The sequence below is a fragment of the Paraglaciecola chathamensis S18K6 genome, assembly GCA_000314955.1.
GTDB lineage: Bacteria > Pseudomonadota > Gammaproteobacteria > Enterobacterales > Alteromonadaceae > Paraglaciecola > Paraglaciecola chathamensis.
The window spans coordinates 1-20,472 of record BAEM01000060.1 but is presented as its reverse complement, the minus strand read 5'-3'; the positions used below and the strand labels follow the sequence as shown (position 1 = coordinate 20,472).

The following is a 20,472-nucleotide window of genomic DNA, read 5'->3' as shown; positions in this document are numbered from 1 at the left end:
CTCCTGAATGTGTCTGATTTTTCGCCTTTAAAGGCGACTTTATGTACCTTGCATATTCATTAGGTAGGTCGAACCCTGAGAACCGCTTGATGACAACCCAGGTAGTACACAACAAAACCCAAATCCATTACTCACTTGTTTCTTGTTACTCATTGGTAATGACCAAAACCGACTTTGATATCAAAACCACCCAATGAAAGCGCTTTCATTTTCGCTTAATACAAATGTTCGGCGTGTGTTTGGTACCCGCCAGCAAAATTAACAATTAAGAAACAATATTTTTACAGTAACAAAGAAACCGAACCAATGAAAGCGCTTTCATTGATCTTTTTTTAAGCTTAATGGGTGATGATTTCAGAAACGAGTTATGGATATATGCTGACTTAAAATGAAGTTTATTCAGCTAAGTCATTGATGTTGAATATTTTTACCGTTTTAGCGATAAGTTTTTAAGTATTATCAAAAAACCATTATTTTTCGCTAGTAATCTGCGGCTCTAACATTCATATTAACTGCCAATTTTTAAAAACCACGCTTAAAGTGAATGATTTTTCAGCGATGTTTGGTCTACTAAAAACATTGACGATAACGACAATACTTATCTATCTGCTTACGCACACTTTTTCAAAAAGATGTACCTAACATGACCATAAATACATCGTTTTTATGCATCTTTTATCCGAGCACATAGAAAAACAAAAGGTAATAATTCACACCATGAAGTGGAACCAAATCAGTGAACAAACATGCTCGATCGCTCGCTCAGCATCTATTTTTGGTGACCGCTGGACGCTGCTCATACTGAGGGACATATTTTGGGAAGTGCGCAGATTTTCTGCACTGCAAAAGTCTCTGGGAATAACCAAACATCGATTGTCTGACCGACTCAACCGTTTAGTCGAGTCAGGCGTGCTTTACAAAGAACTGTACGACGAAAACAGGCAGCACTTCGAGTATAAACTTACCAAGAAAGGCGATGATTTACTGCCTATCATGCTGGCAATTGCCAATTGGGGAGATAAATGGGAAGTAGACAGCGATGGGCCGCCCGTTAACTATTTTCATTCTGCTTGTGGTAAAAAAGGCATCCCGCGTATTAGCTGCACTGAATGTGGTGAAGAGCTTAATGCTGGCAACACGTCAAAAGAAGTGGGCACAGGTATTTCCAACAAGGTGGAAAGAGGTGAGGAAACCGGCATTAACACTGAGGTTTACGCCGGCAATTCATAACAACTTATCGATTGACGATATTAGCGCACAGCCACTACTACTTGCGCTTGCCTGAGACCCTTGCCCACTCACCTTCTATTTCAATTGGTTCCATCTTAAAATCTTGGCTGTATAAATCGTTTATCTCTTGGGCCTGCTCAGCCAAAATCCCTGAAAGGACTAGTTTCCCACCCGGTTTACAGTACGCGGTAATCACTTCTCGTAAGTCTCTGAGGGGCCCGGCTAGAATATTCGCCAGTACCACATCGGCCATTAATTCAGGTTGATGCTGGGGCAAGTACAGCTCAATTTTATCGCCTATTTGGTTGCGATCTGCATTGGTTTGGCTTGATAGAAGCGCTTGGGGGTCTATATCGATACCCACTACACGCTCAGCGCCCAGTTTTATTGCAGCAATGCCTAATATCCCTGAGCCACAACCAAAATCAACCACCAATTTATCTTTAAGCTCTAGGGCATCTAACCAACGTAAACATAAGGCAGTGGTTGGATGCGTACCCGTACCGAATGCCAATCCAGGGTCGAGCATAACGTTGACCGCTGTTGGGTCTGGCACCTCGCGCCAGCTTGGGCAAATCCACAATCGTTGACCAAAACGCATAGGATGAAAGTTGTCCATCCATTCACGTTCCCAATCTTTGTCTTCTAATTGGTCGAGTTTATGGGGGAAACCTGGGCCTAGCACTTTTGATTTGCTTATTCTTGCAATAACGCCATCCATATCATGGTCTGCTTCGTACAAGCCGACTACCTGCGTTTCTGGCCATAACATCACTTCACCTGGCTTAGGCTCATACATGGGGGTGTCTTTGGCGTCTACAAAGGTGACCGCCTGCGCTCCGTTAGCGCTTAACATGTCGCCTACCTGCTCGGCATGGTCGGCTTTTGTGTCTATGATGAGTTGGATCCAAGGCATATCAGGTCTTATCAATTGGCAAAGAAGCCAGTATAACATTAGTTATCTCATTGCACGGCAATAAGTGATCTCTCAGCGACAGTGTAAAAGGACTTAAACAAGGCCCATGACTGATTGATTAATTGTGCTCTTTCGAAGTCATGCAACGCAGTGCAAGTCCTTTAAAACTTGTCTGAAGAGCACTTATTAATGCGGATTGGTATTACTGATAGGATTCTGGGTAAACTAACGCCCTGTCATAAAACAACCCTATTTTTTGCTCTTACAGCACGTATTTTTCGAACACATTCCCTTTAATTTGGAGGTATTTTGGCCCCTTCTCGTGATTTACTCACTCCCCCAGTATATAAAGTATTATCTCGCCTCACCTTACCTATGATCCTCGGTATTATCGCCGTGTTGTCTGTATCTTTAATTGACACCTACTTTGTCAGTCAGCTAGGCACAGACTATCTTGCCGCCCTTTCCTTTAGTTTTCCGGTGACCATGAGCATCTCTAGCTTGGCGATTGGTTTAGGCGTGGGCGCTGCCTCTGCGGTTTCTCGAGCGGTGGGCGCGAATGATCGCGAGCAAGCCAAGCGATTATCTACTGATAGCCTGTTATTAGGCATTACGGTCGTGATGGTGGTCGCGATAGCGGGTTATATATACGTTAAACCTTTACTTAGCGTACTTGGCGCAACGGGCGATGTTCTAGAACTCGGCGCTCGCTATATGCGCATTTGGTTTATATCTGTACCCTTTTTAGTGGTCCCCATGATCGCCAACGCGCTTGTTCGTTGCGTAGGCGATGCCTTTTGGCCTAGCTTAATGATGATTGGCTCTGCTTTGGTTAATATTATTGCCACCCCAATTTTAATTTTTGGTTGGGGCGTGATCCCAGCTTTTGACATCGAAGGAGCCGCATACGGCACCTTGTTTGCCCAAGTGCTAACCTTGTTCGCGTCTTTAGCGATACTCATTATCCGTGAAAAGCTGCTGAGTTTTCATCTACCTAGTAAAGAACAACTGGTTGAGTCATGGCGCTATTTATTGTCTATTGCGGTGCCCGCTTCGGCAGGTAATATGGTCAACCCCTTATCTATTGCTATTGTGACCGCCATTATCGCTTGGTTCGGTGAAAAGTCCGTTGCGGCGTTTGGTTTAGCCACACGAGTAGAGTTTTTTGCTGTTATTCCCATGTTAGCTTTGTCTTCTGCCATTGGTCCGCTTGCTGGGCAAAACTGGGGGGCAGGCCAAACACATAGAATAACGCAAGGGCTTAAAATCAGTTATTGGGTGTGTATCGTATGGGCAGTATTGCTAAGTATCTTTCTGTGGTTTGTCGGGCCCTTTATTGTCGCAGGTTTTACTGATGATAATGAGGTTTCCCAGTTGGCGCTTATTTATCTAGGTATCATCCCTATGAGTGTTTGGGGCTATGGCATCGTCATAGTGGCCGCTGCGGCGTTTAATGCTATTGGCAAAGCGAAGTTGGGCTTGGGTTACTATGTGGTTCGCTCTGCATTGTTTTATGTACCCTTGTCTTGGGTAGGCGCACTATATGCAAAGGCAGATTACGTCTTTGTGGGCATCGCACTGGCGAATGTTATTTCCGGTATTTTGGTGGCTTGGTATTCGTTACGGTATTTAAAGCAACTGCAACTAAGACCACATTAGGTGAGCAAATAAAAAGAGTGCCGCAGCACTCTTTTTTTATCACAAGACTTGGTAGAAATTAATGACCGCCTAGGCCTAACTTCTTCTCAAGGTAATGTATATTCGCACCGCCAGCGGCAAAGGCTTCATCCGCCATAATACGCTGCTGTAGTGGAATATTAGTTTTGATACCCTCAATAACCAACTCACCCAATGCATGTTGCATTCTGGCAATTGCAACTTCACGGGTCTCGCCATAAGTTATCAATTTACCGATCATAGAATCATAGTTTGGCGGTACAGAGTAGCCGGCATAAATATGCGAATCCCAACGTACACCTAAACCACCTGGAGGGTGAAACATGTTGATCTTACCCGGGCTTGGAATAAACGTATCAGGGTCTTCGGCATTAATACGACACTCAATAGCATGGCCACGTACTTGAATCTGGTCTTGAGAAATCGACAACTTCTGACCATCTGCGATACGCAGTTGTTCTTTGATCAAATCCACCCCTGTGATCATTTCTGATACTGGATGTTCAACCTGAATACGGGTGTTCATTTCAATGAAATAAAACTCATCGTTTTCAAACAAGAATTCAAATGTTCCCGCTCCACGATACCCGATGTCGATACACGCTTGGCAACAACGCGCACCAATTTTGGCACGCATTTCTTCACTAATTCCTGGCGCAGGAGCTTCTTCAACCACTTTTTGGTGACGGCGCTGCATTGAACAGTCACGCTCACCTAAATGAATAGCGTTACCTTGGCCGTCTGCAAGCACTTGAATTTCAACGTGACGTGGGTTTTCAAGGAATTTCTCCATGTAAACCACATCGTTGTTAAACGCTGCTGCTGCTTCACCTTTGGTCGCTGCAATTGAACCAATCAATTCAGCTTCATTGCGCACAACGCGCATACCACGACCACCACCGCCGCCAGCCGCTTTAACAATAATAGGGTAGCCAATTTCTTTGGCTAACTTCTTATTACGCGCTTCGTCGTCATTTAGAGGGCCATCAGAGCCCGGGACACAAGGTACGCCAGCCGCCTTCATTGATTTAATGGCCGAGACTTTGTCGCCCATCAAATTAATGGTTTCTGCTTTTGGACCAATGAAAATAAAACCGCTGCGTTCAACGGCTTCAGCAAAATCAGCATTTTCCGCTAAAAAACCGTAACCAGGGTGAATAGCCACTGAGTTAGTGACTTCTGCTGCTGCGATAATACGCGGAATGTTCAAGTAACTTTCGGTTGCAGATGGCTTACCAATACAAATGGTTTCATCGGCCAAAAGCACGTGTTTCAAACTTTCATCAGCGGTGGAATGCACAGCGACAGTCTTGATGCCTAGCTCTTTACAGGCACGCAAGATGCGAAGTGCAATTTCACCACGATTGGCAATCAGTACTTTATCAAGCATTTTCAGTAACCTGCTTATTCAATGATGAATAGGGGTTGATCGAATTCAACCGGCTCTTGGTTGTCGACTAATATCTCTTTGATCACACCTGCTTTGTCCGACTCGATTTGGTTCATCATCTTCATTGCTTCGATGATGCATAAAGTGTCGCCCACTTTTACGCTTTGGCCTACTTCAGCAAATGGTTTTGAACCTGGAGAAGATGAGCGGTAGAAGGTGCCAACCATAGGAGATTTAACACGGTGCCCGCTAGTTTCAGCGGCAACAGGTGCTGATGGCGCTTCAGCTACTTGAGCTAAAGGTGCTGGTGCAGCTTGTTGAATTGGCGCAGAGTATTGTACTTGTGCAGCCGGCTGGCCACTACGATGAATGCGTACAGACTCTTCACCCTCAGTGATTTCTAGTTCAGAAATTCCTGATTCTTCTACTAACTCAATGAGTTTTTTTATTTTACGTATATCCATGATGTTATCTCTTTTTGATTTGTATACATAAGCGACCGGTAGCAAACCGACCACGGCAACTAATTCGTTAAATTTTTCACATATTGCTGTGCTGCATTAAGCGCAAAGCCATAGCCTTGCTCACCCAAACCACAAATAACACCAACAGCAACATCAGATAGATATGAATGATGGCGGAAAGGCTCGCGTGCGTGCACATTAGATAAATGCACTTCAATAAAAGGAATTGAAACACTTAACAATGCATCACGTAAGGCGACGCTTGTGTGGGTAAAGGCCCCTGGATTGATAATAATGAAGTCAATTTTTTGATAGGCATTGTGAATAGCATCAATTAACTCATGCTCAGCGTTAGATTGAACATGGCTAATTTCCACGCTCATCTCATTCGCTTGCACCTGTAGGGTATCAACAATATCTTGTAGGCTGCGTGAGCCATAGACTTCAGGTTCACGTTTGCCCAACATATTGAGGTTGGGTCCATTAATTAATAAAACTTTCAAGAATACGCCGCTATCTTCGTTAAAATGATAATTATCTTTCATTATTAGCAAATAAGTATCTGATTAGCGACTATTTTCGTCGAAATTCTCTACTCATTGCACTTAATTGAGGCCATTATAGAGCTAACTTACAAATTAGCAGCAAAATACTGGTCTTATCAGCGAAGATTGACCCAAAGTTTGCGTATTTAATCTTCACGCTAGGTATATTTATCGCTTGTTTGACGCCAAGCCAATATCAGGGTCAAATATACTTATGAATTACATTGCTCACCTGCACCTTGCTCAACATACAAAAACCAGTTTGGTTGGTAATTTTTTAGGCGACTTTATTAAAGGAAGCGCCCTAGACGATTTGCCGCTGGATTTGCAGCACGGTGTGCGCTTGCACCGCCAAATTGATACCTACACAGATACCCACCCTGTAGTACTGGCATTAAAACAGCAGTTTCCGAAATCAATACGCCGCTATTCAGGCATAGTGCTGGATATCTATTTTGATCACCTGCTGATGCAACACTGGCAACATTTTTCTGCAATAGACGTCAAAAAACACACCCTGTTTAACCAGTTTTATCATGACTTGGCATTATTGCATCACGACATTAGCCCGCATTTTAGCCGAGTGAAAACCGGGCTTTTGCGCCACCAATGGCTAGACGATTATGAACAGCTTGATGCCTGCTCACGCGCCATGCAAACGGTCGAGAAACGCTTCACTCGCCCCACTGAGTTCGCACAACAAGCCATGGGCTTCATTCACGAAAATTCAGCTGGCTTGCAACAGTCTTTTTTACACTTTTATCCAGATTTACTTGGGCACAGTGCGTTGTTTGTCAGTAAACTTATTAAATAGATCTATTTCACGTTCGAGGTAACTTGTGTCAGTTAAAGAAATCAACCACCCCTTAGTACAACATAAATTGGGCTTAATGCGCGAAGCGGGTATTAGTAGTAAGAACTTCAGAGAGCTTGCCAGTGAAGTAGGCAACTTGCTGACCTACGAAGCGACCCGAGAACTAGAAACCGAGACTGTCGAGATTAGTGGCTGGAATGATGAGCCTATTAAGGTTAAAAAAATCAAGGGCAAGAAAATCACTATAGTCCCTATTTTGCGCGCAGGCCTTGGCATGCTAGATGGCGTAATGCAGCTGATCCCCAACGCTAAGGTCAGTGTGGTTGGCTTATATCGTGATGAAGAAACCCTGCAACCGGTCGCCTATTTTGACAAAGTGGTTAAAGACGTTGAAGAGCGCACAGCACTGATTGTTGATCCCATGTTAGCCACAGGGGGCACCTTAATCGCTACTATAGATTTGCTCAAAGAAAAAGGATGCCAGCATATCATGGGATTGTTTTTGGTCGCTGCGCCTGAAGGTATTGAGGCGGTGGTTAGCAAGCACCCAGATGTGGATATTTACACGGCAGCGGTAGATGAAAAGCTTAATGAACATGGCTATATTTTGCCTGGTCTTGGCGATGCTGGTGACAAAATATTTGGCACTCGGTAACGTTTAAATTGGGCGACACGGCAATGGGCCGAACCATTGCCGTATTAATTCAGCCGTATTTAATCAGCGCTTCATTTCCCTCGGCCCTTTGAAGATCATTACTAAAGAGTATCGACCAACCAATCAACCGTTTGCTTGATTAGCCGTTCGTCATAATTACGATTCTGCTCAAATGTGTTGAATATATGATCGGCCCCTTGAATTATCCGTGCTTCTGCAACTGCCGATGAGGTTAATGGGAATAAGTGTTTTTCAATGGGTTTGACGTAATCCTCACTGCCTCGAATTGACAGCAGAGCACCTTGATAAGCACTCACATTGTGATAAATATCATGGCCCATCATGCCCAAAATATGTTCTTTGGTTACGGTCAGCGTTTCCCATGTGGGCACTTTTACCTCACCTGTTTCGAGCACTTCACGCATTTGTGCCGGAGATAAAATACTTTGCCCTACTAATGCTGGGTCTCCTGCACTTGACCAAAGGACCACACTATTAATATCGGCTGGGTGTAACCCCATTAATTTGATTGCCGTTGCGCCCCCAAGGCTAAAACCCACTACACCTGTGGGTGTATCAGTGTATTGCTGGCGTAAAAATGCTAACCCTGCCTCAGCATCTGTTACTCGGGATGTAAACGTGCTGGTTAAACGAAAGCCGTTTTTTGCCCCTTCGCTTTCACCGCGTATATTAATTCTTAGCGAAGCTATCTGGTGTCTAGCTAGCTGTGCGGCTAAGCGTTTGTATATATCACCCACTTCATTCATATTTCCTGCCCATCCATGAATGAGTAACACACTGGCTTTTGGATGAACCTTGCCTAGCTTTTGGTCTTGTTCTAGACCTTGGGCTTGGGTAAACGTTGCTTGCGTCGAATTTGCTAGGCTTATCACGCGCTCTGATACGACGTTAGCGCTTGCGGTAAAACACACCACAAAGAGCAGCAACACACTAGCGAACGGTTTAATAATGCGATGAGTTAACATGTATTCATTCCTTGTTAAATCCATTACTTCTCAGGTTATAAAATACTTTTAGCATGGGCGGCAAAGGCAGGCGCTTGCATAAAGCCAGTAACCCGTGACCCACTGATTTCATTACCTTGGGTATCAAAGAACAAAATAGTTGGCAAACCTAAGATGGAAAAATGCTCTTGAAATGCAATATTGGTTGCGGTGTTATCGGTTAAGTCAATTTGCATCCAAACTGTGTTACTTAGAGCATCAACAACTTGCGCATCAGGAAAGGTATACTTTTCAAATTCCTTACAGGCAACGCACCAATCTGCATATAAGTCGACCATGACTGTTTTACCTTGGGCATTAGCCGCAGCCAACTTTTGTTCAAAATCTTGCAGGTCTTTAACGACTGCAAAAGTAGGGTGACTTTGCTGAGCATGATTGGCATTCGTTGGCGCCTGCGGGAAGAGTGTTTGATACCCATACATCGCAGATGCGAACAGGCCGATAAAAATAACGAGGGCTCGTATTCCTTTGGCAAAGCTAACTTGGCTAGCTTGGTTCATTACGTAAAAATAGCTAAAAGTCACGAGTCCTAACAGTGACCACAATATATCTGTTGCCACGTGGCTGACTAAGCGCTCTACGAACATCAACGCCACTGCTAGCATCATAAAACCAAAAGTAACTTTGATTATGTTCATCCATGGGCCAGCTTTGGGCAGTAATTTTCCACCCGTTATACCAAATAATATTAGCGGTATGCCCATACCTAAACTTAATGCATACAAAGCGCTGAAACCCAGCAGCAAATCACCACTTTGCGCTATGTACAACAAGATCCCAGTTAGGGGTGCAGTGGTGCATGGCGATGCAACCAAGCCGGATATCGCCCCCATAAGCAAGACACCGAAATAGCTACCACTTTTCTGTTTATTACTCATGCCATTTAGTTTTTCTTGCCAGCGAGAAGGCAACTGCAATTCGTAGGCACCAAACATGACCAATGCGAGTAATACAAAAATTACGATCAGCACACCCAAAATGACCGGGTGTTGCAAGGCAGCTTGAAACTTCACACCAGCCGATGCTACAACCAAACCGAGAAGAGAATAAGTGAGGGCCATACCTTGTACGTAAACAAAAGACAAAATAAACGCGCGTGAAATGCTGATCCCCTTCCCTTGACCGATCACAATACCCGATAAAATCGGATACATAGGGAATACGCATGGGGTAAAGGCTAAACCAACGCCCAATACCAAGAAGATCAATAACACCCAAACCAGGCTTTGTTCACCTGTCAGTAAATCTACTAATTCAAATTGTTGCGAGACAGATGCACTAGCTGTGCTGCTTGCCCCTAATGAAGCTGATTCGCCGCCAGTGGCAGCTTGCGCTCCGCTAACTGCATTTAAATAAACGACCTGTGTGGTCGGGGGATAGCACAAGCCTGCTTCAGCGCAGCCTTGATAACGGATTTTAACCGCTGAATCATTGCTCGATTGTAAAATAGGGTACGATACAGAAACGGTGTGATAATAAACCTCTTGGGGCTCATCAAAGAACTCGTCTTCCTTCATTTTCCCTTTCGGAAAAGTAGGCTCGCCTAAGGTGGCGTTTTTCGAAACAGCTTTAAACTGTTGCTGATAAAGATAATAGTCATCTGCTATGTCCCAAGTCACAATAAGTTCGTTACCGTTTTGCACGTAATCGAACACAAAGGCCTGATCGACCTTTAAAAACTCAGGTTCATTGCTAAACAAAGAATCAAAAGCATTGTCTTGGCCTAAGCTAGATAGCGACCACAAAGACAGGATCGAAAGCACGAAAAACGATTGTATTAACTTCATTAAAAACGACTTCTTTATTTCAGTACAACTGTTAAAACTAGAATAAGGGAATACCACCAACAATGCATCAGGCATCCGCTAATAGACCAATATGGACCTTATCAAAGTGTGATGTCTTTCAAAAATATGATAATCAATCACAGCTTACCACTAAGTGACGCAGCAATGAGCAGTTGCCATACTTTGTAACACTGTTACCCTTGGTTATCGGCCTTTTGACGCCATTATATTCATTCATAAAGTAATTAAAGAGACAGTTTTGGGTAAATTATTCTTATTGTTCGTTTTGCTGCCAATCATAGAAATATCATTGTTAATCAGTGTTGGTGAGCAAATTGGTGGCTGGAATACAGTCGCAATCGTGGTCGCAACGGCTATGATAGGCTCGTACTTGGTTCGTCAGCAGGGCATCAGCACGCTGGTTCATGCGCAACAGAAAATGCAGCAGGGAACGATTCCCGGCCAAGAAGTTGCAGAAGGGTTACTGTTGGTAATCGCTGGTGTTATGTTGGTTACCCCAGGTTTTGTAACAGATGCGTTAGGCTTTCTGTTTTGTCTACCCATGACACGCCCGCTTATAGCCAAAGGGTTATTGGCCAAACTATCCGTTCAAGTTGTTAATCAAGCACAAGGTGGCTTCAGTGGTCAGCCAGGTCAAGGATTTGGGCAACGCCCCTCTTCAAACGATGATATTATTGAAGGTGAGTATGAACGCAAAGACGACAAAAAGCCTGAGTCAGAAAGGCTTAACAAACCGGACTAGATACTCATACTACAATCATAAAAAAAGCGGCCTACTAAGCCGCTTTTTTGTTAAGTCTACACTGAGCTACAACTGACTATACGTCAACTGTTCCGCAGAAACGGTAACCTTCGCCGTGAATGGTCACGATCAATTCGTCTGCATTCACTTCTGATTCGAAGTGCTTACGGATACGTCGAATCGTTACATCAACTGTACGGTCATTAGGGCGTAATTCACGGCCGGTCATTTCCATGATCAACTGTTCACGCGTTAATATTTTGCCAGGGTTGCTTAAGAATAAATGCAACGCACGGAATTCACTGCGCGGTAGTCTAAACTCTTTCTTGCTAGGTGAAATCAAGCTACGGCTATCGCCGTCCAGAGTCCAACCGTTGAAGCTTACACGACTTGGCAAGTCATCATCTTCTGCATTATTCAAAGTACGCGTTAGCAAGTTTCTTGCTCTGATGGTTAATTCCCGCGGATTAAACGGTTTAGTTAAATAATCATCAGCGCCAATTTCAAGACCCAAAATACGGTCCACGTCATTATCGCGGCCAGTTAAAAATATCAAACCGATATTTTTACGATCACGCACTTCGCGAGCCAAAATCAAACCGTTCTTACCCGGAAGGTTGATATCCATGATCACTAGGTTGATTGCGTGATTTTCAAAAAACTCATGCATTTCACTGCCGTTCTCGGCTTCAAATACATTGTAGCCTTCTGCTTCAAACAGGCTTTTGAGTGTTGTTCTGGTAACAACTTCATCTTCTACAATTAAAATATTGGGCGTCAGCATTGTTTTCACACCATGTTAAAAAATATGGATAAAAGTTTATCAGAAAATATCTAAAAATCAGGGTTTTATCTAGATTAAATTTTAACTAGTGCAAACAACCCACCTAACTCGGCATTTGTACCCAACGGTTAGGCACTTGCGTACAACACATTGAAGATATTTTCCAGTACGAAAGTGATGTGGGGATCAAAAGCAAAAAAGCAAACATTAAATATGCGCTTAATTCAAATGTGGCGCGCTCTGGGTCGCTTTCTTCACCGGGAATACTATGGTGAATTCAACCCCATGTCCCTCTTCACTATTCAACGAAATAGAACCATTCAATGCCTGCGTTACAAGGTTATAAACAAGGTGCATACCTAGGCCACTTCCACCCTGCCCTCGTTTGGTTGTCACAAACGGGTCAAAAATCCGTTTGCGCAAGTATTCGGGAATACCCGATCCGTCATCGGTAAACAGCACACTGATTTTTTTATCTGCAATCAGTGCCACCTTAATATTAATCACGCCTTGGTCTTTGTGTTCAAAACCGTGAATGATGGAATTCATGATCAAATTGATAATGATTTGGTTTATTGGCCCCGCCTTTGACTCAATATAGAGATGTTCAGGGCAATCGATGTTGATCACATGCTTCATGCTTTTTAATTTAGGCCGCATGGAAAGCAAAATTTCATCCATTAGCTTAGAAAATGAAAAAACGCGGTCAATTTCTGATGATTGGTCCACCGCAACTTGTTTAAAGCTTGATATCAGTTCGGCAGCTCGGTTCAAGTTGCGGTAAATGATATTCAGGTTTTCCTGCCCTTCTGCAATGAATTTAGAAAGTGAGCTCGCTTTTAAGGTCTTATTTTCGAAGTCTTTTTCCATACTGGCTAAACGGTCGAGCATCATGGTGGACGCTGTCACACCCAACCCGATAGGCGTATTAACCTCATGCGCGACCCCGGCTACCATGTCTCCTAAAGAGGCCATTTTTTCGTTCTGAACCATTTGGCGCTGAAATTGATGAAGCTTTTCCAATGTTTGAATTAACTCACTGTTCGCTTCTTTTAAGGCGAGGGTGCGCTGGGTGACCTTTTCTTCTAGGCTAATATTCAGGCGCCTATGTTCTTCTTCAGCCTCGTTTTGGCGCTGCATATGCTCCTGCGTACGTTGCATCATGGCATTAAAAGCATCACTGAGAATATCTAGTTCTTTGATGCTACTGGGCTTAGCCCGACCTGAATAATCTTTGTGCCGAGAGATGCGCTGTACTAAGTGCGCGAGGTTACGAATAGGCGCTGTGATGGTATTTTGAAGCTTCAGCGTAAGCAAAAAGCACAACAATAAAGACAGCAACAATACGCCTACGGCGATCCCAATGGAGCGAGAAATCAAACGCTCTAGACCATCGGCAGATGCGCGCACATAGGTGTATCCTAGTAATTCCCCGTTATCGCGCTTTATTTCTCGGATCATCTCTACCGTGCTGCCATCAATCGTCGGCTCAGATAGCGAGTCAACACGATCGAATTTTGCATTTACAGGTGCTACGCCATCTTTATTGTAGCTTGCAAAAAACTCTAACTTGCCGTCCTCAACAAAGCGGTAGATGTGTACGTTTTCTAGGATATCAGATGCGCTAAGGGTGCTAAGGTTACGCTCTTCATTGAAATTGAGTTCATCTTCGATGGTCGAAACCGCGTTGCGGCTAATCAGTTCAGAGAAAATATTGACGTTGTTTATCAGTTGCACTCGATAGCTACTGATTTGACCGTATAAGTTGATGCTTGTTGCCATAAGCAATGCTAACGATGTAATCGCCATCACAACCCAAATAATCAGGCTTTTAATCGACAAAAAATTACTTTTAGCATGCATATGTAGTTAAAATTGGACCCTAACCAAGCCTGTATTCCATATTGAGCTAAACCAGTTAAAAATGAAACAGTTAATCGCATATGAAGGGGCTTTTATTATCCTCGCCGTATTTCTATTTACGTATCAGGCGTAGTAATTCTGATTCTGACAAATCCCAATCATCAGCCAACCGACGCAGAGATACCAGTAGTTTAGGGCGGCTTAGGTCCTCCTCAGACGCACCACGCATTCCTGCAACATCGGTCAAACAAAGGCACACCATCTCACCCGTTTTAATACTTAACTTTGCAATATCAATCGGTGACTTTTTATATAGTAAATGTGGGCACGTTTCGCTACGTGCACTCGATTGCAAGCATTGCTCAGGTACGGCCTGCGCATTATTGCAAAATAACAGGCCACCGAGCATTCCACCAAGCACGACAACAATAGGCTTATGAGCCATTAAGCTCATGCTAAATTAACCACCTAAGGCCGCATTATATAATGCCAAATATTGTTCAGCCGCTTGTTGCCAAGTAAAACGGCTATGCATGGCACGCATTTGTGTTTCTTTAAAACGTTGCGGGTACTCTCGGTAGAACAACAAGGCGCGTTGAATACAGGCAAGCAATGCTTCGCTGTCTGGGTGCTCAAACACAAAACCGGTTGCTTGTTCTGGATTATCCGCTAAATCAGTCACTGTATCTTTGAGCCCGCCGACGCCTCGAACGATAGGTAAAGTGCCAAAAGCAAGGCTATACATCTGATTTAAGCCACATGGTTCGAACAATGACGGCATTAAGAAAAAGTCGCTTCCTGCTTCAAGCATATGGGCTTTTTGGACACTAAAGGCTTCGATAAACGCGCACTTGTCAGGATGACGCTCAGCAACGCCGCGCAAGGTGTGGCTAATTTGCGGATCGCCGGTGCCAATAATAACCAGTTGAACATTGTGCTGCATGAGCTGTTCAAGCATAGGTAAAATGTAACCGAAGCCCTTTTGTTCGGTCAAACGGCAGACCATGCCCACCAGCGGAATACCTAAGTCCTGAGGCAGTTGCGCCTCTCGCTGTAAGTCAATTTTACACGCTTCTTTGCCGCTCATATCATCAGCGGTATAGGTTTGAGTAATATTGGGGTCGTTTATTGGGTCCCATTGGGTGTAATCACAGCCATTTAGGATACCGCTCAAGTCACTGCGCCTTTGTTGAAACTCGTGGTACAAATGATGTGAACCAAGCGGTGTCAAAAGCTCTTGAGCGTAGTTAGGGCTCACCGCATTGATTTTATGCGCGTAGCGAATTCCCATACGCACAAAATTCAGCGCGTCGCCGTCTAATTGCGAGTGCAGTAAATAATGTGGCTGTAAAAACGGGATATCTGAAAAACGATGGGTGCCTTGATAAGCACCATTGTGAATAGTAAACACGCTACGACTGCGATCAAAAAAACCACTGTCATCTATGCTCATAAAATACGGTGTTAGCGCCGTATGCCAATCGTTGCAATGCACAATATCAGGTTGAAAATCTATCGCTTTAGCGACTTGAAGTGCCCCTTGGGCAAAAAAAGCAAAACGTTCTGCGTTATCAGGGTAGGCGTGATAACTGTCAGAGTACAAGCCATCACGAGAGAAGTAGGCGGGGTAATCTATTGCGTAAACAGGAACGTTGCCAATCTGTAAGCGCTTAATAGTAAAATCGTAAGGTTTACGGCTAGCAAACAATGTTTGTGGCTCAGCCCAATCTTCCCCTGGGTGTTGCTGTGCAAGTGTCTTGTAATAAGGCATCACGATACACACCTCGTGACCCATTTCATTCAATGCGATAGGCAGGGCTTTTGCTACATCTGCCAGGCCACCGGTCTTGACCAGATCTTCAACCTCAGATACAACGAATAATACTTTCATCAACACTATACCCCATTGGTTTTTCGATTCACTGCCTTATCGGAAAATCATAGCGATGCTGATTAACGTGGACTCAAAGACATACATTTACTCTGTTAGCGCTTTAATATAACTGCATTCAACGACGACAACAATAAACACTAAACTTGCTTGTCTCTTTTAAAAACTGTACTGATTTAAATTGTTTTTCAAGTTCATCTGCATAGCGCAGAAACTTATTCGCCACCAAAATTAAGCTGCCTCGGTCTTGCAGATGATTTTTAAGCTGTTGCATAAAACTTTCGGTTACCGAGTAATCTGTTTTGATGCCAGTGTGAAACGGAGGATTGGTAAAAACCTGGGCAAACTTACCTGTCAGCGCTCGCAAACCGTTCGAAGGAATAACCTGAGCTTTTACACCATTTAACTCTGCACTTTTTTGCGAGCAATAAATAGCCAAGGCACTAACGTCACTCATCACGACCTGAGCTTGAGCGTTTTTAAGGCCCGCAAAGCAACCGATAATACCCGCGCCACAAGCGAAATCTAAAATACGCCCCGATACCACTCTATCAATATTATCGAGCAGCAACTGTGTACCTGTATCTAGATCACCATGGCTGAATACTCCCGGTAACGAACACACTTTAAAAGTAATATCAGACACTTGATACTCTGAAACATCCTGCCATTTAGTGATATCAAACGGCGCAACAGGTTTATCAATAACCGCTGCAAACATGGCGCAGTGCCGTGCGGAGTCGACTTTATTCACGTTATCGGAGTAAGGTGTTAACAGTTTTGCTGCGCTTTTAATGCCGCCTTTATTCTCGCCAACCACCAGCAACGTGGCGCCAGGTTTGAGACAAGGAGCAATATTCGCCAACAACATTTGCCCATGCGCTTTAGCTTTAGGCAAATACAGTACTGCGCCATCAAACGATGCGTCGGCTTCGTAAGCAGCAGCAAACTGGTGCTGAGAGTCGCGCCCTTGGCCTTTCGTCACTGCCACGCTTTGCTCGTAAATGTCAAAAAACTGATGAAACCCATGAACATCTGGGTTAGCTAATTCTGAGAACACTTGCCCGTCTGTCGGGTTTACGAGCAACCATTTACCCTGCTCTAGAAGTTCTTCGCTACGCAATAATACTTGGCTTGCTGCTGTTAACATTATGCTTCTCTCTCGAACATTAAGTCCCACACGCCATGGCCTAAACGATGGCCTCTTTGTTCAAACTTAGTCAAAGGGCGCTGCTCTGGGCGCGGTACATAATCGTTGGTAGATGAAAGGTTTTTATAGCCCGGTGCCACAGCCATAATTTCTAGCATGTGCTCAGCGTAGTTTTCCCAATCGGTCGCCATATGGAATACACCACCAATAGCCAATTTACTGCGTAACTTTTCAACAAATGCCGGTTGTACAATACGACGTTTGTGATGACGCTTTTTGTGCCAAGGATCAGGAAAAAACAGCTGCATACGACTTAAACTGCCATCGGCTATGCAATCCGCTAACACTTCAACCGCGTCATGTTCGTAAACACGCAAATTAGTGACGCCTTGCTCTTGTGCGTCAGCCAAACATGCGCCAATGCCTGGGCGATGCACTTCAATGCCAATAAAATCTTTATCAGGCTCATTTTTAGCCATGGTGACTAGAGATTTGCCCATACCAAAACCAATTTCCAACACCACAGGTGCCGTGCGACCAAACACTTCATTCATATCAAGCAAGCCAGATTTGTGCTCTAAACCCATGGTTTCCCAGTTGGTTTCGATTGCCTTTTCTTGGCCTCTGGTTAAGCGGCCTTCACGCTTTACAAAGCTCTGAATTTTTCGGATATAAACGCCGGATTCGGCTGCTTCTTCTTTGGATTTAAATTGGCTCATGGTTTTTCTCGTGTCTCGCTGTACTTAGCAGGCGCGCATTATGCCGCCCAGTACAGCTATTGCAAGGTTATAAGAATAATTTAGCTGAAATTTTCAGCAAAATACTGGGCAAGCACGTTAGGCTGCTCTAGGGGCAGCATGTGACCAGCATTAGCAATAATCTTCAGTTGGCTGTTGGCTATGTTAGCGCTTAACGCGCCTATTTTGCTGGGCGGCGCTATTTTATCGTGCTCACCCACCAGAAAATGTATCCTGAACTTTGCTTTGCCTAAGCGCGTTGTTAAGTCTTCGCGTTCACTTAAAGCGCCCATTTGAGCGGCCAATACTGCTGGGCCTAGGTCACTTTCCATCGCCTTAATAGTGTCTACCACTTTGGTGTTGCCTAATGCAGATACAAACTGCTTCAAGCGGCTGTCACTCATACCTTGATATTTTTTATTTCTTATCGTTTGAATGATATTTTTACGCGCTTGGCGTTCTTGCTCAGCAAACGGCCCTGGATAACTGCCGATCAGGGTCAGTGAGGCAACCTTCTGCGGCTGCTCTAATGCACTTAAGGCTGCCACATAGCCACCCATTGAAAAGCCAACTAAATGTGCAGGCTCATCAAAATAATCCAATCGATCGCGGCTCAACGCTAACATGTGTTCCAATGATTCTGCCCACTGTAACGGCACAAATGCACGCTTTGGAATATCAATGTCTCGCCAACATGGCATGAACACACGCTCATCGCACAAGGTGCCTGGGTAAAACACAACCGGCTGAGAAAGAGAGGTATTGGATGCAGCTTGGGGGGGGATCGTTGTCATTTCAAATGAACCATTTGTTTATTATTAAGGTATGATCGCGTTATAACTTTCATGTACATAAGCAGTATATCAACCCGTGCAATCACAGTCTCAGCTAACATCTTCTTTCGCAAACCGTATTTTATCTTGGTTTGATAGCCATGGTCGCAAAGACTTACCTTGGCAGCAAGGGAAAACCCCTTACTCAGTGTGGGTTTCAGAAATTATGTTGCAACAAACCCAAGTCAAAACGGTTATTCCCTACTATCAAAAATTTATGCGACGCTTTCCTGATATTTTGACCTTAGCCAATGCCCCCCAAGACGAAGTGCTACATCACTGGACCGGGCTAGGCTATTACGCCCGCGCTCGGAACTTACAAAAAGCGGCTCAAGTCATTCGTGACCAATATGACGGTAAATTCCCTCAAGACATTAACGATGTAATTGCCTTGCCAGGCATTGGCCGCTCCACTGCTGGAGCGGTGCTGTCTTTAGCATGCGCACAGCATCACAGTATTTTAGATGGCAATGTAAAGCGTGTGCTAGCGCGCTATTTTGCCGTCGATGGCTGGCCCGGCAAGAAAGACGTCGAACAAGCATTATGGCAATATGCAGACTCCCTCACCCCCAATTCACGCACTGGTGACTATACCCAAGCCATGATGGATATGGGCGCCACCATTTGCACCCGCAGTAAACCCAAGTGTGATAGCTGCCCATTGCAACAAAATTGCTTGGCTTTTGCCCAAGGCCGGCAAAGTGAATTGCCTGGTAAAAAACCTAAGAAAGATATTCCCGTGCGCACCACCGTGATGCTCATTCCTATGTGGCAATCACAGGTTTTGATTTATCAAAGACCACCCAGTGGTTTATGGGGCGGTCTATGGGGTTTCTATGAAGCAGAATCATTAGATACGCTTGATGCCACAGCGCAGCAATTAGCGCTAGGTCAGTATACTCGTCTCACGCTTGAGCCTTTTCGTCATACATTTAGTCACTTCCATTTAGATATTCAGCCCGTTATTTTGCTTCTTGAACAACCGTCATCATCACAGGTGAACGAAAAGCAACAAATTTGGTACGATTTGCTGAAACAACCAAACGTCGGCTTAGCCGCCCCCACTAAGAAATTACTTGCAGTGTGCCAGACCCAGCTTTAAGCAAGTATATAAAGCCAAGGCATTCATTGCTTAGCACAAAGCATTGAATTTGATAGACTGCGTCAAAACAAGCCAGCAACTGCTGGCCTTAACTTTTAAAATTGAGGATCAGCATGAGCAGAACAGTATTTTGCCAGCACTTAAACAAAGAAGCTGACGGTTTAGACTTTCAACTTTATCCCGGCGAACTTGGTAAAAAGATATTCGATAATATTTCCAAAGAAGCATGGGCCGAATGGCAAAAGAAACAAACCATGTTAATTAACGAAAAAAAATTAAATATGATGGAGCCAACTGCGCGTAACTTTCTTGAAACGCAAATGCAGGCTTTTTTATTCGAAGGAAAAGAACCTGACATTGAAGGTTATGTGCCCCCAAAAGCTTAACTTAGCATACGGACCTCGCTAAAATTGCACAGAACTCAACCAACAACGCGCATTTTTTACGCAAACAGACAATAAAGCGAAATAAATCGCATAAAATAGTTGACTTGAATGCCGAGAATCCGTTTAATACGCACCCACAACGAAGCAGGCACAAGCCAGCAACGTTAACAGATTTGCCCAGATAGCTCAGTTGGTAGAGCAGAGGATTGAAAATCCTCGTGTCCGTGGTTCGATTCCGCGTCTGGGCACCATTATTTAAAACAAAAAAGCCTCAACGTTGTCCGTTGGGGCTTTTTTGTTTTTGGTGATAGCCAGACGCGGGAACCGAGTCTGGGGTGAAGCCAGTCTCTTTAGCTGCGTAGCAGCATCTGGCTGAACGACCTGCCATGGATGGAGCGCTACCACGTAACTTTTATTCTTCCTGCCATGTCAGCCCTCACTTATACCATTCCACGTTAAT

General features: G+C 44.2%; 20 protein-coding genes and 1 tRNA gene. 8 read left to right on the top strand and 13 right to left on the bottom strand.

Features of this window, described 5'->3' with window-relative positions:
- Nucleotides 1-717 precede the first annotated feature (717 nt).
- The gene (locus tag GCHA_RS21290) at nucleotides 718-1,230 is read left to right on the top strand and encodes a winged helix-turn-helix transcriptional regulator (protein ID WP_007992053.1); all 513 of its coding nucleotides are present in this window, start codon (nucleotides 718-720) and stop codon (nucleotides 1,228-1,230) included.
- Nucleotides 1,231-1,267: 37 nt separating this feature from the next.
- Here GCHA_RS21290 and prmA read toward each other — a convergent pair whose 3' ends face one another.
- A complete protein-coding gene (gene prmA, locus GCHA_RS21285) occupies nucleotides 1,268-2,146 on the bottom strand; it encodes a 50S ribosomal protein L11 methyltransferase (protein WP_007992051.1) in 879 nt (292 codons plus the stop codon).
- Nucleotides 2,147-2,455: 309 nt separating this feature from the next.
- On the opposite strand from prmA, the gene GCHA_RS21280 reads away from it, so the two are divergent.
- Nucleotides 2,456-3,805 (top strand): MATE family efflux transporter, encoded by a 1,350-nt coding sequence (locus GCHA_RS21280; protein WP_007992046.1) that lies wholly within the window; start codon nucleotides 2,456-2,458, stop codon nucleotides 3,803-3,805.
- A 58-nt stretch (nucleotides 3,806-3,863) separates the two neighbouring features.
- Here the strand turns inward: GCHA_RS21280 and accC are convergent, their stop codons facing one another.
- From accC to aroQ, 3 genes are read right to left on the bottom strand one after another with little or no spacing between them, the layout of a single operon-like run.
- Nucleotides 3,864-5,213 (bottom strand): acetyl-CoA carboxylase biotin carboxylase subunit, encoded by a 1,350-nt coding sequence (accC, locus tag GCHA_RS21275; RefSeq protein WP_007992044.1) that lies wholly within the window; start codon nucleotides 5,211-5,213, stop codon nucleotides 3,864-3,866.
- A 14-nt stretch (nucleotides 5,214-5,227) separates the two neighbouring features.
- Nucleotides 5,228-5,677 (bottom strand): acetyl-CoA carboxylase biotin carboxyl carrier protein, encoded by a 450-nt coding sequence (gene accB, locus GCHA_RS21270; protein ID WP_007992042.1) that lies wholly within the window; start codon nucleotides 5,675-5,677, stop codon nucleotides 5,228-5,230.
- 59 nt (nucleotides 5,678-5,736) lie between these two features.
- Complete coding sequence (gene aroQ / locus GCHA_RS21265; protein WP_013752520.1) at nucleotides 5,737-6,222, bottom strand: type II 3-dehydroquinate dehydratase; 486 nt, start codon at nucleotides 6,220-6,222, stop codon at nucleotides 5,737-5,739.
- Between the two features lie 214 nt (nucleotides 6,223-6,436).
- Here aroQ and GCHA_RS21260 point away from each other — a divergent pair, with 214 nt between their 5' ends.
- Nucleotides 6,437-7,036, top strand: coding sequence for an acyl carrier protein phosphodiesterase (locus GCHA_RS21260; RefSeq protein ID WP_007992039.1), 600 nt, complete (start codon nucleotides 6,437-6,439; stop codon nucleotides 7,034-7,036).
- A 25-nt stretch (nucleotides 7,037-7,061) separates the two neighbouring features.
- Nucleotides 7,062-7,691, top strand: coding sequence for a uracil phosphoribosyltransferase (gene upp, locus GCHA_RS21255; protein WP_007992037.1), 630 nt, complete (start codon nucleotides 7,062-7,064; stop codon nucleotides 7,689-7,691).
- Nucleotides 7,692-7,792: 101 nt separating this feature from the next.
- On the opposite strand, the gene GCHA_RS21250 is transcribed toward upp, so the two are convergent.
- A complete protein-coding gene (locus tag GCHA_RS21250; RefSeq protein WP_007992036.1) occupies nucleotides 7,793-8,677 on the bottom strand; it encodes an alpha/beta hydrolase in 885 nt (294 codons plus the stop codon).
- A 35-nt stretch (nucleotides 8,678-8,712) separates the two neighbouring features.
- Nucleotides 8,713-10,503 carry a protein-disulfide reductase DsbD gene (locus tag GCHA_RS21245; RefSeq protein ID WP_039992893.1) on the bottom strand — a complete coding sequence of 597 codons (1,791 nt, stop codon included), beginning with the start codon at nucleotides 10,501-10,503 and terminating at the stop codon, nucleotides 8,713-8,715.
- 259 nt (nucleotides 10,504-10,762) lie between these two features.
- On the opposite strand from GCHA_RS21245, the gene GCHA_RS21240 reads away from it, so the two are divergent.
- Nucleotides 10,763-11,266, top strand: coding sequence for an FxsA family protein (locus GCHA_RS21240; protein WP_007992034.1), 504 nt, complete (start codon nucleotides 10,763-10,765; stop codon nucleotides 11,264-11,266).
- Between the two features lie 76 nt (nucleotides 11,267-11,342).
- Here GCHA_RS21240 and arcA read toward each other — a convergent pair whose 3' ends face one another.
- The 7 genes from arcA to GCHA_RS21205 all read right to left on the bottom strand — a co-directional run bounded on the left by arcA (nucleotide 11,343) and on the right by GCHA_RS21205 (nucleotide 18,485).
- Nucleotides 11,343-12,050: a two-component system response regulator ArcA gene (arcA, locus tag GCHA_RS21235; RefSeq protein WP_006993490.1), complete on the bottom strand. Its 708-nt coding sequence runs from the start codon at nucleotides 12,048-12,050 to the stop codon at nucleotides 11,343-11,345.
- 219 nt (nucleotides 12,051-12,269) lie between these two features.
- Entirely contained in the window at nucleotides 12,270-13,913 is a 1,644-nt protein-coding gene (locus tag GCHA_RS21230) for a sensor histidine kinase (protein ID WP_007992033.1), read from the bottom strand.
- A 112-nt stretch (nucleotides 13,914-14,025) separates the two neighbouring features.
- Nucleotides 14,026-14,367, bottom strand: a complete 342-nt coding sequence (locus GCHA_RS21225) for a hypothetical protein (protein WP_007992032.1) — start codon at nucleotides 14,365-14,367, stop codon at nucleotides 14,026-14,028.
- 6 nt (nucleotides 14,368-14,373) lie between these two features.
- A complete protein-coding gene (gene glgA, locus GCHA_RS21220; RefSeq protein ID WP_007992031.1) occupies nucleotides 14,374-15,804 on the bottom strand; it encodes a glycogen synthase GlgA in 1,431 nt (476 codons plus the stop codon).
- A gap of 118 nt (nucleotides 15,805-15,922) precedes the next feature.
- Complete coding sequence (locus GCHA_RS21215) at nucleotides 15,923-16,954, bottom strand: methyltransferase (RefSeq protein ID WP_007992030.1); 1,032 nt, start codon at nucleotides 16,952-16,954, stop codon at nucleotides 15,923-15,925.
- On the bottom strand, nucleotides 16,954-17,673 hold the full coding sequence (gene trmB / locus GCHA_RS21210) for a tRNA (guanosine(46)-N7)-methyltransferase TrmB (protein ID WP_007992029.1): 720 nt from the start codon (nucleotides 17,671-17,673) through the stop codon (nucleotides 16,954-16,956). The genes GCHA_RS21215 and trmB overlap by 1 nt, the downstream gene beginning before the upstream one ends.
- A gap of 80 nt (nucleotides 17,674-17,753) precedes the next feature.
- On the bottom strand, nucleotides 17,754-18,485 hold the full coding sequence (locus GCHA_RS21205) for an alpha/beta fold hydrolase (RefSeq protein ID WP_007992027.1): 732 nt from the start codon (nucleotides 18,483-18,485) through the stop codon (nucleotides 17,754-17,756).
- A gap of 76 nt (nucleotides 18,486-18,561) precedes the next feature.
- On the opposite strand from GCHA_RS21205, the gene mutY reads away from it, so the two are divergent.
- The 3 genes from mutY (at nucleotide 18,562) to GCHA_RS21190 (ending at nucleotide 20,263) form a co-directional block, all read left to right on the top strand.
- Nucleotides 18,562-19,626 carry an A/G-specific adenine glycosylase gene (gene mutY, locus GCHA_RS21200; protein ID WP_007992026.1) on the top strand — a complete coding sequence of 355 codons (1,065 nt, stop codon included), beginning with the start codon at nucleotides 18,562-18,564 and terminating at the stop codon, nucleotides 19,624-19,626.
- Between the two features lie 113 nt (nucleotides 19,627-19,739).
- Complete coding sequence (locus tag GCHA_RS21195; protein WP_007992024.1) at nucleotides 19,740-20,012, top strand: oxidative damage protection protein; 273 nt, start codon at nucleotides 19,740-19,742, stop codon at nucleotides 20,010-20,012.
- Between the two features lie 175 nt (nucleotides 20,013-20,187).
- A tRNA-Phe gene (locus GCHA_RS21190) sits at nucleotides 20,188-20,263 on the top strand.
- Nucleotides 20,264-20,472 lie beyond the last annotated feature (209 nt).